Annotated in this window: 13 protein-coding genes; 5 read left to right on the top strand and 8 right to left on the bottom strand. The window is 60.1% G+C overall.

The genetic code is table 11. The features are described 5' to 3' along the window. Positions 1–29: 29 nt before the first annotated feature. Positions 30–1520: an aldehyde dehydrogenase family protein gene (locus H7698_RS27360; protein ID WP_194693451.1), complete on the top strand. Its 1491-nt coding sequence runs from the start codon at positions 30–32 to the stop codon at positions 1518–1520. Between the two features lie 145 nt (positions 1521–1665). On the opposite strand, the gene H7698_RS27355 is transcribed toward H7698_RS27360, so the two are convergent. Together H7698_RS27355 and H7698_RS31970 are read right to left on the bottom strand one after the other, a co-directional pair. Continuing rightward, entirely contained in the window at positions 1666–2106 is a 441-nt protein-coding gene (locus H7698_RS27355) for a helix-turn-helix domain-containing protein (RefSeq protein WP_194693450.1), read from the bottom strand. A 4-nt stretch (positions 2107–2110) separates the two neighbouring features. Then, complete coding sequence (locus tag H7698_RS31970; protein ID WP_194693449.1) at positions 2111–2434, bottom strand: DUF4258 domain-containing protein; 324 nt, start codon at positions 2432–2434, stop codon at positions 2111–2113. 152 nt (positions 2435–2586) lie between these two features. On the opposite strand from H7698_RS31970, the gene H7698_RS27345 reads away from it, so the two are divergent. Further along, positions 2587–3729 (top strand): alkaline phosphatase family protein, encoded by a 1143-nt coding sequence (locus H7698_RS27345; protein WP_194693448.1) that lies wholly within the window; start codon positions 2587–2589, stop codon positions 3727–3729. A gap of 128 nt (positions 3730–3857) precedes the next feature. Continuing rightward, entirely contained in the window at positions 3858–4079 is a 222-nt protein-coding gene (locus tag H7698_RS27340) for a hypothetical protein (protein WP_194693447.1), read from the top strand. Positions 4080–4092: 13 nt separating this feature from the next. On the opposite strand, the gene H7698_RS27335 is transcribed toward H7698_RS27340, so the two are convergent. The 6 genes from H7698_RS27335 to H7698_RS27310 form a co-directional block, all read right to left on the bottom strand. Further along, on the bottom strand, positions 4093–4470 hold the full coding sequence (locus tag H7698_RS27335; protein WP_194693446.1) for a RidA family protein: 378 nt from the start codon (positions 4468–4470) through the stop codon (positions 4093–4095). Positions 4471–4504: 34 nt separating this feature from the next. Beyond that, positions 4505–5206, bottom strand: a complete 702-nt coding sequence (locus tag H7698_RS27330) for a DUF3726 domain-containing protein (RefSeq protein ID WP_194693445.1) — start codon at positions 5204–5206, stop codon at positions 4505–4507. Then, complete coding sequence (locus tag H7698_RS27325; RefSeq protein ID WP_194693444.1) at positions 5206–6912, bottom strand: hypothetical protein; 1707 nt, start codon at positions 6910–6912, stop codon at positions 5206–5208. Before H7698_RS27325 ends, H7698_RS27330 begins: the two co-directional genes overlap by 1 nt. A 26-nt stretch (positions 6913–6938) precedes the next feature. Continuing rightward, positions 6939–8492, bottom strand: a complete 1554-nt coding sequence (locus tag H7698_RS27320) for a BCCT family transporter (RefSeq protein WP_194693443.1) — start codon at positions 8490–8492, stop codon at positions 6939–6941. Between the two features lie 106 nt (positions 8493–8598). Next, entirely contained in the window at positions 8599–9585 is a 987-nt protein-coding gene (locus H7698_RS27315; RefSeq protein WP_194693442.1) for a dipeptidase, read from the bottom strand. 13 nt (positions 9586–9598) lie between these two features. Then, positions 9599–11041: an aldehyde dehydrogenase family protein gene (locus H7698_RS27310; protein WP_194693441.1), complete on the bottom strand. Its 1443-nt coding sequence runs from the start codon at positions 11039–11041 to the stop codon at positions 9599–9601. 92 nt (positions 11042–11133) lie between these two features. Between H7698_RS27310 and H7698_RS27305 the strand changes: the two genes are divergently transcribed. Both H7698_RS27305 and H7698_RS27300 read left to right on the top strand, forming a co-directional pair. Continuing rightward, positions 11134–12015 (top strand): LysR family transcriptional regulator, encoded by an 882-nt coding sequence (locus tag H7698_RS27305; protein ID WP_194693440.1) that lies wholly within the window; start codon positions 11134–11136, stop codon positions 12013–12015. 711 nt (positions 12016–12726) lie between these two features. Next, positions 12727–13692: a Bug family tripartite tricarboxylate transporter substrate binding protein gene (locus H7698_RS27300; RefSeq protein WP_194693439.1), complete on the top strand. Its 966-nt coding sequence runs from the start codon at positions 12727–12729 to the stop codon at positions 13690–13692.

Genomic DNA, 13692 nt, shown 5'->3' with positions numbered 1-13692 from the left:
GAACCACTCGACTGAGTCAAAGGTGATTTATGAGCAACGTTGAAATTCTGCCGCAAGTGGCTGCATTCCTTGAGCGTCGTCATGGCTGCTTTATCGATGGCCAATGGGTGTTTGGCGAAGGGCAAAGTATCGCCGTGGTCAACCCGGCTACCGGACAAACCCTGTGCGAAACCCTCGATGCGCCGCTGGAAATCGTCGAGCAAGCCGTGCAGTCCTCCCACAAGGCTTTCAAGTCCGGCGTCTGGTCGGGTTTGCGCCCGGCCGACCGCGAACGCATCCTGCTGAACTTCACCCGTCTGGTAGAAGAACACGCCGAAGAACTGGCTCAGCTGGAAACCCTCAGCCAAGGCAAGTCGATCAACATGGCCCGCGCGCTGGACTTGAATGCCACGGTCGAGTTCATGCGCTACATGTCCGGTTGGGCGACCAAGATCGAAGGGCAGACCTTTGACGTGTCGATTCCGCTGCCACCCGGCGCCAAGTTCACCGCCTTCACCAAACGTGAGCCGGTGGGTGTGGTGGTCGGGATCGTGCCGTGGAACTTCCCGCTGTTGATCGCCGCCTGGAAACTCATGCCGGCCCTGGCCACCGGTTGTACGGTGATTATCAAACCCGCGATGGAAACCCCGCTGACTGCCATGCGCCTGGCCGAGCTGGCGCTGGAAGCAGGTATTCCAGCGGGCGTGTTCAACGTTGTGACCGGTGGCGGCGCCTCGGTGGGCGGCGTGCTGACGGCGCATCCGCTGGTGAGCAAAGTCTCTTTCACGGGCTCTACCGCCGTGGGCAAAAGTGTGGGGGTGGCATGCATGGCAAACATGACGCGCTTCGCCCTGGAGCTGGGCGGCAAGAACCCGATGATCGTGCTCGCTGATGCCGATATCGAAAAAGCCATCCAGGGCGCAATCCTCGGCGGCTTGCTGAACAACGGCCAGGTCTGCGCGGCGGCTTCACGTTTTTACGTGCACCGCTCGATCCACGACCAGTTCGTCGAGGGCCTCGCGGCAGCGGTATCGGCCATGCCGATTGGCGCGGGCATGAACTGCAGTGCGGCGATCAACCCGCTGGTGTCGCGCAAGCAGCAGCAAGGCGTGCTCAAACACATCGAACTGGCTCGACAGGAAGGGGCGCGGGTGGTGTCCGGGGGCGAGTTGATTGAAGGCGATGGCTTCTACGTGCAGCCGACGATCCTCGCCGACATCGACCACAGCATGACCGTGGCGCGGGAAGAAGTGTTCGGCCCGGTGTTGGGCGTGATGCCGTTTGACGATGAAGACGCCGTTATCGCCCTGGCCAACGATAACCGCTACGGCCTCGCGGCGAGCTTGTGGACCAACGACCTGAGCAAAGCGATGAACCTGGTACCGCGCATCGAAGCCGGTACCGTGTGGGTCAACGCTCATGTTCTGCTCGACCCTGCGATGCCCTTTGGCGGGGTCAAGCAATCCGGCATGGGCCGCGAGTTCGGCCGTGCGGTGATCGAGGCGTACACCGAGTTGAAATCGGTGTGTATTGCCCATTGATCTGGCTGCAGACAGAAGGCAGCGTCAGTTGTTGTGAGTGAGGTTGTGGCGAGGGGGATAACTCCCTCGCCACCGTTTATCTGTGAAGTTGATACTCGTCTGAATCAACAGTTCTGCTGTCGTCGCGCAGCGATTTACCTCTCGCTCAGGCACAGGTTTTATCTTGTTCGTGCCAGCCATTTGCAAACTCGAGGTTGAGTTTATGAAGTTCATGGTCCAGGTCGTTGATCGTGTTGATGGCAGTCAATAAATCTGCCCCCCCAGTTTTTGCTTCGAGGTAGAGCCCGCGCAAGTAGCGATCATTGACGGTCGGAATCTTGTCGGTCTTTTCCCATATCGCCACCGCCTGGGAGGTGAGCCCGACAATATTGGCCAGCCGTTCCTGAGACAGGCCCAGTTCTTTGCGAAGGAAGCGAAACTCAGCGCCGGTCAGCGCTGTGGTTTTTTGCGCAATTATTTTGCCGATAAAGTCGTGAAGACCCTCGACATCCGTGATGGCAACAGACTCGCCGTAGGCAGTCTCTTTCACCACGTAGCCGTTGCTGAGCCAGATGTTCGGCAGGCCGCTTTCAACGTAGTGGTACATAAAATCATCTCTCCTTTTGCATCGCGGTCACTACGACAAGAAATCTTCCGGATTCGTCGACATCAATCGCGCCGACAATCTGGAGGGGTGACCCAGCCCTGAACCAGGAAACAGTAAATCTCCAATCACCCCCAGGTGCTCGATAGGGGCCGTCAGTGATCTGTCCTCTGCGCAGACAATCCATGACATCAGGCATGGATATCTCCCGCTCGATCATGCGTGAACGTGCGTGCCTGGAGTAAAAGACACGCTCGGACTTCTCCGAAATCTCTCTGATTATTTCCCGGGCTTTCTTTTTCGATAGCGGAAACGGCAGTAGGTGGGTCATGGCTTATCTATAGTATTTATAGGTTTCGCCAGACTAAAGCTCAAGGGTTAATTGTCAAAGCGCGGAAATAAAATGAGACACGTGGCAGAGTGAGGGGAGGACGCCCGAGCCGTAATCGGGCAAACGCGAGCGCTTCATCAAGGAGATCCTCCATGCTTCAGCCAACAACGTCCGGTTTGGCTGTTTTGACTCAGTCAATTTTCAGATCACTCGGTGTCGGCGCTGATTCGGCTGGTTTTGCCTTGCCTGCATGTCGACATGCGGTGGTGTGCCTTGTCGACGGGCTGGGTGCTGATCTGCTGAGTCGTTATGCGCACCGGACGCCATATCTCGGGTCGTTGTGGAACATCGCACAAGGGCAGGTGTTGCCCTCGGGCTTTCCGTCGACCACGGCTGCCAGCCTGGCTTCGCTGGCCACGGGGATAGATAGCGGTGGCCATGGGTTGGTCGGCGCGGCTTTTAATCTGGATGAGGGCCAGTTCAATCCGTTGTCCTGGCAACTCTGCGAGCCAGGCACGGGTGTGCTCCGTGGGCCAGCTGGCGAGGATGACGTCGTGTCAGGTCGTTCGGCCTGGTTGGAGGGCGTGGCGAGCGGTGTGTCGATCAATGCGTTTTTGCCTGCTGCCATTGCGGATTCGTCTTACACCCGCAGGGTGTTCAATGGCGCGGAGGTGATTCCGGTTCGTGGCACTGACCATTTGATTAAGTGTTTTCGGTCCCTTCCCAAGCGCACTCAACCGCAGATGTCGTATGTGTATTTCAGTGAGCTCGACCATGTCGGGCATTTGCACGGGCCGGGCTCTGAGCCGTGGCAGGTTGCGCTTCAGGACATTGACCGCCGAATTCAGCGTTTGCGCGGGTGTATTGATCAGGACACGGTCCTCATCGTGACCGCTGACCATGGCATGACGACGCTGGATCCGGTCAGGGTGGTGGATTTCGATTTGAGCCCGGACCTGCAGACGGGCGTGTCCAGTGTGTGTGCGGATATTCGCGCCAGGCATGTTTATCTGGACACTGATAGGGCCGCTGAAGTGTTGATGCGGTGGCGCGATGTTCTGGGGGCCCACTTCAGTGTGCACGCGCGAGAAGAAGCGGTTGCCCTCGGATTGTTTGGGCCACAGGTGGCGGAGTCGGCTTACAGGCGCATCGGCGATCTGGTGGTGATTGCGGGTGAGGGCGCAGGGTTGGTTCGGTCCGTGCGGGAACCGTTTCAGACATCGTGGATCGGTCACCATGGGGCGCTGACGGATGCAGAGCAGGTTGTGCCATTGATCGTCACGACGGGGGGATAGGTCTTTGCGCGATAAAGCCGTGTATTGAACCAACAGTTTCCGGGCAAAAAATGGCTGCCGTATGTCGGGACTGAGGAACCGCGTCGAGTGGCAAACGCCCAACCTTTACTACTGTTGGGAGTCTGGCCATGAGTGACGATCGAAAGAAGCAAGCCCTGGAAGCCTGGTACCAACTCCTCAAAGAGCCTGGAATCCGCATGGACAGCGAGGAGCAGTATGACGAATTGCTTAAAGCCGCCGATGAGATGGAACGTGCCGGGCTCATTACCAGCAGCGAATGGCGCCGACTGGTGCGTGAAGCAGGAACGGCGTTTGCGCAAGCGACCGAGGGCGTCGGCGGGGGCACCTGATCGCTGTACGTATTTACGTTTCTACGCAGGCATACACCACCAACTCCACCAACATCTCCTCCCTGGCCAAACCTGCCACCACCACGGCAGCCCGGTTAGGGTAGGGCGCGTTGAAGTAGTCGGTGTACAGCGCATTCACCGTCGCCAGATAACTGCGGTCCGTGACGTAAATCAGCACCTGAGTCACCGCATCAAGCGAGCTGCCAGCGGCTTCAAGCGTATGACGCAGATTATCCAGGGTCTGTCGGGTCTGGGCTTCGATGCCGCCCGTCACCACCTGGCCTTCACGGTCGATGGGGATTTGCGCGGTGTACAGCGTGCCGTTGCCGACTACGGCCCATTCCATCGGTGCGCGGGAGGCGAAGAGGTCGGTCTTGATCGCATATTTCATTGATGAATTCCTGAAGCGTTTTTAAAAAGTTTGATCAAGCGTCGCTGCTTTCACCGGCGCCCCGGCGCCGCGATTCTTCGGTGCTTTCCACCAGCACCCGTTCCCCCAGCTTTTTCAACATCCCCCATACCTCGTCATCCACCTCCAGACCGTCCGCGAGCGACTGGCTGTGTTTGCCAGCCAGGCTGAGGCGTGGCAGCAGGGTGAAGTGGCGTGATATCAGCACATTGATGCTCTGCTCATCGCTCATGGCCGGTTGCGGCAGCTCATGCACCCGCAGTGAAGGCTGGCTGTCGCCGGCACTGAATGTCGCGACCAGCTCCTGACGCGCATCCCGCCAGTACACGCAAAAATTCAGACCCTGATCGGCGCAGCGGGCTAGGTAGCCGAGCAGCAGGATGCGGTTATGGCAGTGACGAATACGGATAAACGCGCTGCCGCCACGCAAGGCTTTGCTCACACCCAGCTCGACGGCCTGGGCGGCGCAGCGCAACACACTCTGGCCGTGAGCATCGAGGGTCAGTTGCGCGGCGTCTTCGTAGCAGGTTTCGATCGGTCGATCGACCTCGTCGTGAAGGAAGGCGAGGGCTTTTTTCAGCGCGCCGATGCCGTCGAGCCCTTGTTGTTGCAGGCGGGCGATCATGTCGGCGGCGTCGTCGCAATCGCCGGGCGCAAAACCCAGCCCTTCGAACGCCTTGCGGCTGATCACCTGCACTTCGTTGAACGAAACACGCATCAGACTTCTCCGCTCAGTGTGGGCATGACGGCAAAATTCCAGTCATCGCTAAAAGGCTGGCCGATTTCACTCACTAAGGGGGCGCCCTGGAACAAGGTGATCCGTACCCAGCGGCTGGATTTCGGATCGAACTTGCCCGCGCCGAAGAACGCCAGCTTGCAGCGCAGCAGGTCAATCGGCAGCATGCTGCGGCCCATCAGGTTGGCGCGGATTTCCCCGTAGGCGCAGCGGGCCATGCCTTGCAAGCGGCAGACCGTGCCCTTGAAGTGCGGTCGTGCCAGCAGAAAATGTGCGGTCTGCTGCTGCGGATGCTGCTCCATGTAGGCGAGCAGCGCAGCGTGGCAGCGCTGGATATTGTGCGCAATGCCCAGCTGCATTTCCTTTTCGGCGCCGGGCTCCATGGCGCGCTCGCCCAATCGCGGCTCTTCTTTTTCCGCCGAGCGATACCAGAAAAAATGGTTGGCTTCGGGGTCGTTCAAATCGAAATCCAGCGCCCAGCGGTAGTGGTCTTCGATCAGTGCGCGCAGCTCGGCCAGGGGCATGTCGGCGTTGAGTCGAAAGCCTTCCTTGACGGCCATCTGTTCGGCCAGCGGGTCTACCTGTTCCGGGTACAACTCCAGCAGCAGGCTGACCAGCAATTCCTGACAGCCCTGGCTGGCATGGGTCTGGGCCCAGGCCTGGACGCGCGGCCAGAGGTCGGCGCAGACCGGCTGACTGTCGAACCACTCGACCAGCAAATCCAGATCCGCCAGGGTGCGCTGATCGATCACGCTTTGGCGCTGATCGTCAGTGACGCTCTGCTGCACATGCCGGTGTGCCCGCTTCAACAATGCCCGCATGCGCTGAACCTCGGGAAGATCGGCAGCTTGCTCCATGACCCGCGCCAAGGCGGTCTCTCTGGCCCATACCCATTGATTGACCAATTGCGGGTGATTAACCAGAAACGGCGCCATGCCCAGCCCGGTGGAGTTGCCCACCCCAAGATAACGCTGCAGGGCAACATCCAGCCCGACCGCTCGTTGCGGATTGCGCGCCCGTGCCATGTGTTCGATCTGCTCGATGCTGAAGTGCCTCAGCAAGTACACGGTGAACATCTGAGCGCTGAACGGTTGCGTGAAATCCGCAGTGCCTTGCAGGCAGCTGAAATCGGCGATGCCGAACTTGCCGTTGCCGTACACGGCGGTGGTGCGATACAGGTAGCCCACTTCGGCGAGCTGTTGCGGTTGTGGCTGTACACCCTCGGCGAGGGCATCGAGGAAACGGTCGAAGTTGCGCAGGCTGCGGTTGGCCCGGGACAGCACCAGCACGCGGGCATCAAACCGGCCGGCTTCCTGCAGCGGAACGTTGCGTCGCAAGTCCGCCAGTTGTTGCTCATCCACATCACCGGCGACCAGCACAAAACTGACGTCCCACTGATCAGCGATCACCCGGTCGCTGCGTTTTTCCGGCGGCAAATAGGCAGAGAAGATCACGCAATGGTAGTGCGCGTGAGGGGTGTCGATTCGATAGATCGCAGTGCCGAAGCCGTCGGCATCCAGGTCGAAACAGCTGCGCTGGATGCGCCATTGCTCGTTCATCATGCGGCGCATGCTGCTGCGCACGAAACTCAAACGACTCTGGAAATGGCTGCCCAGCCGATCAAGGTCCATGACCTGATCAGCAGGGCGCAGGGCCGGCGGCGTGGCTTCGGATGGGGAATACGACATCGGGGTGATTCCTGAACGATTCATGGTCAGACTGCCTGTTCACGGGCCATGTGCCGGGCGATCTTCAGCGCATCCCACAGGGACGGCAGGATCAGCAGCGACACCGGAACGGCGGTGATCACGATAAACGATTGCAGTGCGGTGACGCCGCCCGAACCGATGGTGATCAACACGACAGCGGCCAGGCCCATGCCAATCGCCCAGAACGCCCGCAGCCATTTTTTCGGTTTGTCATTGCTCGACATCGCCATCGCCACGGTGAACGCCATGGCATCACCGTTGGTGGCGACCGAGATAAAACTCAAGAACAGGAACAGCGCCGAGACCAGGCCGCCCAGGGGCAGGTTCTGCGTGACGCCCAGCAGCAGCGACTCGGGTTGCGCGCCGTTGGCGGTGACGATGCCCGGTGTTTGCAGTTCCATGCCGATGCCGGTTCCGCCAACCACGGTGAACCAGAACATGGTGACGATGGGCGCGATGATCGACAGGGTCATGATGACTTCGCGGATCGTGCGGCCACGGGAGATCTTGGCCACGTAGAGCGCCACCATCGGCGCGTAGCCAATGAACCAGCCCCAGTAGAACACCGTCCACCAGTCGAGCCATTTCGGATCGGCGCGGAACAGCGTCATCGGGATGAACTGCTCCAGGTGCAAGGCGAACGCGGTGGGGAAGCCGCCGAGGATGAACGCGGTCGGACCGAACACCACCATGAAAATCGCCAGGCCGATCATCAGCCATACGTTGATTTCACTGACGAAGCGGATGCCCTTGAGGCCTACCAGGCAGGACGTGGTGTACATCACCGTCACCAGAATGATGGTGATGGCCTGGGTGGTCAGATCGTTCTGGATGCCCCAGACCGAGTGCAGCGCGCTGCTGATTTGCAGGCCCAAAAAGCCAATGGGCCCGATGGTGCCGGCGACCACGGCGATGATCGAGGTAGCGTCTGCCAGCGTACCGATCGGGCCTTTGAGTGCGCGTTCACCCAGCAGCGGGTAGAGCAGGGTGCGTGGCGCCAAGGGCAAGCCTTTGTCGTAATGCAGGTGCATCAGGACGATCGCCAGCAGGCTGCCCAATACCGCCCAGGCGAGAAAACCCCAGTGCACGAAAGATTGCGCCAGTGCGACATGCGCTGCGGCTTCGGTGTGCGGCTGCACCCCGGCGAACAGTGGCGGCGGGCTGGCGAAGTGCATCATCGGTTCCGCGGCCGCCCAGAATGCACCGCCACCGGCGAGCAGCGCGCACATGATCACGGCGATCCAGTTGAAGGTGCTGGTGTCGGGTCGCTGGTCAATGCCACCCAGACGCACACGTCCGCACTTGCTGAAGCAGATGAACAGGCTGACAGCGAAGGTCAGCAGCATCAGGATCTGCCAGTACAGGCCGAAGAACTTCGTCGACCAGGCGAACAGTGTGTTCACCAGATTCGAGGTGCCTTCGATGTCGACCAGCGCGGCAATCAGGAAGGCGCCCAGGAACCCGCCACTGATCAGGAACAGCGGCCAGTCGATGTCTTTTTTCGGCGTTGCAAGGGCCAGCGGCTGGCCGTCGGCTTGCAGTGTGGTGGATGTTTTCATGATGCCTCCAAAATACGCGCTTGAGGCTGTGCATCGCCGGTCGGGGAGATGAACGGGAGGCTATTGTTTTTGTTGTTCATGGTGTCCTCACGGTGGATATCAAGGGTCAGACGATTGCAGAAGTGGCGGTTTCCAGCAGACGCAGCCAGTTGAGTCCCATGATGTTGCGCACATCGTCCTCGGTGAATCCGCGCGCGCGCAGGCCCTGGGCGATCACCGGGAAATCCCGGCTGTCGCGGAACCATTGCAGCGGTGACGGCCAGTTGGCGTTGTCGGCCGATCCTTCGCCGTAGTCCTTGTCTTTGCTCCAGCGTCCATTGCGCATCCATTCCAGTACGCTCAGGGGTTGTTGCTGGCACAGGTCGGTGCCGATGCCTATGTGCTCGACGCCCATCAGGTCGGCGGTATTGGCGACCATGTCGCAGAACGACTCGAGGGTGCAGCCCGAAGCGCCCTTGAGGTGGAACGGATAGGTACTGAAACCGAGCAGGCCGCCGGATTCGGCGATACCGCGCAACACCGCGTCGGATTTGTTGCGCTTGGCCGCGTGGAAACTCGACGGGTTGGCGTGGGACACAATGACCGGCCGGCTCGACAACTCGATCGCTTCCAGGGTGCTGCGCTCGGCGCTGTGGGACATGTCGATCAGCATGCCCACACGGTTCATTTCGCTGATCACCTGGCGGCCGAAGCGGCTGATGCCGTTGTCTTCAGCCTCGTAGCAGCCGCTGGCCAGCAAACTCTGGTTGTTGTAGGTGAGCTGCATCACCAGAACGCCCAACTGACGGAAGATCTCCACCAGGCTGATGTCGTCTTCGATGGGTGAGCAGTTCTGGAAGCCGAAGAAGATCCCGACGCGGCCCTCCTGGTGCGCCAGACGAATATCAGCCGCCTCGCGGACCGGACGGATCAGCTCGGGCCAGGTCTCGAAACGGCGGTTCCATTCACCCAGTCGCGAGAGTGTTTCCCGGGCGTTCTCGTGGTACGCGATGGTCGCGTGCACGGCGCTCAGGCCACCGGTCTGCATCTGGCGAAAGATGTCTTCGCTCCAGTTGGAATATTGCAGGCCATCGATCATCAATAAGTCGTGCATGGTGATCTCCGGTTCAGGGACGCACGTATGTGGTCTTGACCACGGTGTAGAACTCGCGGGCGTACTGCCCTTGTTCACGCGGGCCGAAGCTCGAGTTTTTGCGACCGCCGAAGGGCACGTGGTAATCAGTGCCGGCGGTGGGCAGGTTGACCATCACGCAGCCTGTGCGGGCGCGGCGCTTGAAGTCACTGGCATGGCGCAGCGACTGGGTGATGATCCCCGCCGTCAGGCCGTACTCGGTGTCGTTCAGCGTGGCGAGGGCTTGTTCGTAGTCGCTGACCCGGATGACACAGGCAATCGGCCCGAAGACTTCTTCGCGGTTGATGCGCATGTCGTTGCGGCTGTTGATGAACAGCGCCGGGCGCATGTAGTGCCCGGCAGGTTCCAGTGCCAGCAACTCACCGCCTTCGACCAGCGTGGCGCCTTCGGCCTTGGCCAGTTCCAGGTACTGCAGGTTCTGCTCCAGCTGGCGGGCTTCCGCGACCGGGCCGATGTGCACGCCTTGTTCGAGGGCATGGCCGACTTTCAGTTGGCGCATGCGTGCGGTCAGTGCCGCGACGAAGCGATCGTGAATCCCGTCGCAGACGATCAGGCGTGATGAGGCGGTGCACTTCTGACCGGTGCCGAAGAAGGCGCCGTTCAAGGCACATTCAACGGCAATTTCCAGGTCGGCGTCATCGAGCACGACCAAAGCGTTCTTGCTGCCCATTTCCAGCTGGCAGCGCACCAGGTTGGTGGCCGTGGCCACGGCGACGCGACGGCCGGTTTGCAGCGAGCCGGTGAACGTCAGCGCATCGATATCCGCTGACTGGATCAGGCTTTCACCCACGACACTGCCGCTGCCCATGACCAGATTGAACGTGCCCGCTGGCAGCGCCTGGCGGCTGATGATTTCGGTGAGTGCCCAGGCACTGGCAGGGACCAGGTTTGCCGGTTTGAACACCACCGCGTTACCGAAGGCCAGGGCCGGGGCGATCTTCCAGGCGGCGGTGGCCAGGGGGAAATTCCAGGGGGTGATGATGCCGACCACACCTATCGGTTCGCGCTGCACTTCAATGTCTATACCAGGGCGCACGGACGCGGCGGTCTCGCCCATCTGGCGAAGCACTTCGGCGGCGTAGTAATGGAAGAACTGGGCCGAGCGATTGACTTCGCCGATGCCCTCGGCGAGAGGTTTGCCTTCTTCCCGGGAAAGCAGGTGACCGAGCTCTTCCTTGCGCGCCATCAGCTCGTTGCCGATGGCCATCAGTACTTGTTGGCGTTGTTCCAGGCCGGTTGCTGCCCAGAGCGGCTGAGCGTCGCGGGCGGCGGCGATGGCGTTGTTGGTTTGTTCGGCGCTGGCTTGCTGGTATTCACCGATCAGGTCGGCGACGTCAGAAGGGCTGCGGTTGGCGATGACGCCCACACCTTCGCACCAGTCGCCAGCGATGTAGTTTTTATGAGTTTGCGTTGCCATGGGGAACCTCCGATTGCGTGGTTCCCATCTTGCGAGTATTAATCTGCAAATAAAAATTAATAATAGAAATGAAACGATAAGGAAAACTTACCATGCTGCCCGAGCTGAAAATCACCCAGCTGCGCTATTTCGTACTCGTCGCGCAGCTCAAAAGTTTCCACGGCGCGGCTAAACAGGCCTATCGCACGCAGCCTGCGTTGTCCCTGGCTGTTCGTGAACTGGAGCAGAAGCTGGGTCAGGCGTTGTTCGAGAAGGGCGGCAAGACCGAGTTGACGCCTTTTGGCGAGCATTGCTTGCCGCTGTTTCAGGACCTGCTCGCACACCACGATCGCATCGCCAGTGAGGTGAGCTTGCTGGCCCGGCACGAAATCGGCCAGGTCAGCATCGCTACCGTGCCTTCGGTAGCAAGCCGATTATTGCCGCAACTGCTGGCGCGGTTTGTCAGCGAGCACCCGAAGATCCAGATCAGCATTCAGGACGGAAACGCGGACAGCGTGCAGCAACTGTTATCCCAAGGTCAGGTGGATTTCGGCATCAGCAGTGTCTGGATGCCGGATGAAAACATTGAATTCGTGCCGATCCTGAGCGATCAGGTAGGCGTGGTGTGTCGCAAGGATCACCCGCTGGTTGCCCAGGGCGGAGCGCTGCATTGGTCTCGCTTGCAAGATTACCCGCTGGTGCGCAACGGCACCTCGCGTTTGCTCGAAGGCACGCAGGCGGCGGGGTTGCTGGAGAGCAGTCTGTTGTTTGTCTCCAACATGATTTCGCTGATCGCAATGCTTGAGGAGGGGATCGGGATTACCACGTTGCCTTCGTTGGCGTTTCCGGTTGGCAATGAGCAGCTGGTGTTCTTGCCGTTGGCGGAGCCGAAGGTCGAACGGCAGATCGGAATCCTGTGCCGCAAAGGCCGCAGCCTGTCGCCGGCGGCGGCGGAGTTGATGGGGTTTCTGCGGGGGAATATGCAGGTGAAATGAGAGAGGGTTGATAGCCTGCGGTGGCGGTGTATCAGCCGACATTGGTGCTGGATGACAGTCCGTCATCGCGAGCAGGCTCACTCCTACATGGGGATGTGTGGCCGTACACAAATTTTGAGCCCGCTGTAGTTCACTGTAGGAGCGAGCCTGCTCGCGATGAGGCCCGTACATTCAACATCATCATCGTCTGACACACCTCCATCGCTGGCAAGCCAGCTCCCACAGGGGGTTTGTGGATTACCCGGATTTTGTGATCGCCGCAGTTCACTGTGGGAGCAGGCTTGCTCGCCATGGGGCCGGCACATCCAGCATCATCATCGCCTGACACACCGCCATCGCTGGCAAGCCAGCTCCCACAGGGGGTTTGTGGATTACCCGGATTTTGTGATCGCCGCAGTTCACTGTGGGAGCGGGCTTGCCCGCGATGGGGCCTCTACATTCAACATCTCCATTGCCTGATACACCGCCATCGCTGGCAAGCCAGCTCCCACAGGTGATGTGTGGTGTGCCCAGATTTTGCCTCCGCCGAAGTTCACTGTAGGAGCGAGCCTGCTCGCGATGAGGCAGGGACATCCAGCATCACTGTGACTGACACCCCGCCATCGCCGGCAAGCCAGCTCCCACAGTTGATTTGTGGTGTACCCAGATTTTGTGCCCTACGCTGTCTGAAACCGGCTCGCCATAAAAACAACAATCCAGGGAGAATCCCCCATGTTTGCTTCGGTCCATTCATTCCGCCGCTGCGTCGCTGTAGCCCTGACCGCTGCCGTTTTCGCCACACCGGCCTTCGCCCTGGACACCGTCAAGTTCATGGCCCCAGGCTCTGTGGGCGGTGGCTATGACCAGACCGCCAGGGTGCTGGGCAAGGCCATGGTGGAAGCTGGCACCGCCAAGTCCGCGACCTTCGAGAACAAGGGCGGTGCGGGCGGGACGTTGGGGCTGGCACAGTTTGCCAACAGCACCAAGGGTGATCCGAATGCGTTGCTGGTGGTCGGTGCGATCATGGTCGCGGGCATTGAGCAGAACAAACCGCAGATCAGCTTGAAGGACGTGACGCCGATTGCGCGGTTGTTCACCGAGTACAACGTGATCGCCGTGCGCAAGGAGTCGCCCTACAAAACCCTGGATGACCTGACCAAGGATTTCAAGGCTAAGCCGACCAGTGTGACCTTCGGAGGCGGCTCCAAGGGGTCGATCGATCACATCGGCATTGCCGAGTTGGCGAGCAAGCTGGATGTGCCGGTCAACAAGGTCAATTACGTAGCCTTCGCCGGTGGCGGTGAGGTGGTGGCGCAAGCCTTGGGTGGCCAGATCAAGGTCATCACGGGCGGCTATGCAGAGCTGGGTCAGTACATCAAGAACGGTCAGTTCCGGGTCCTGGCTATTGGCGCGCCGAATCGGGTCGAGGGCATTGATGCGCCGACGCTGAAAGAGAGCGGCTACGACGTGACGATCGGCAACTGGCGCGGTGTCTACGGTGCCGCGAACCTCACGCCCGAACAGCGCCAGGCCGTCATCGAAGCGGTGGTAGCGGCCACTAAAAGCAAAACCTGGCAGGACAACATCCAGACCAATGCCTGGTCGCCAAGCATCCTGACCGGTGACGATTTCGGCAAATTTGTCGACGAAGAACACGTGCGGTTGCGCGCGATGCTGGTCAAGGTCGGGCTGCTTTGA

This window comes from Pseudomonas sp. p50(2008) (genome assembly GCF_015351605.1).
Classification (GTDB): domain Bacteria; phylum Pseudomonadota; class Gammaproteobacteria; order Pseudomonadales; family Pseudomonadaceae; genus Aquipseudomonas.
The sequence above is the reverse complement of the archived record's forward strand: the minus strand, read 5'-3'. Positions and strand labels throughout refer to the sequence as shown.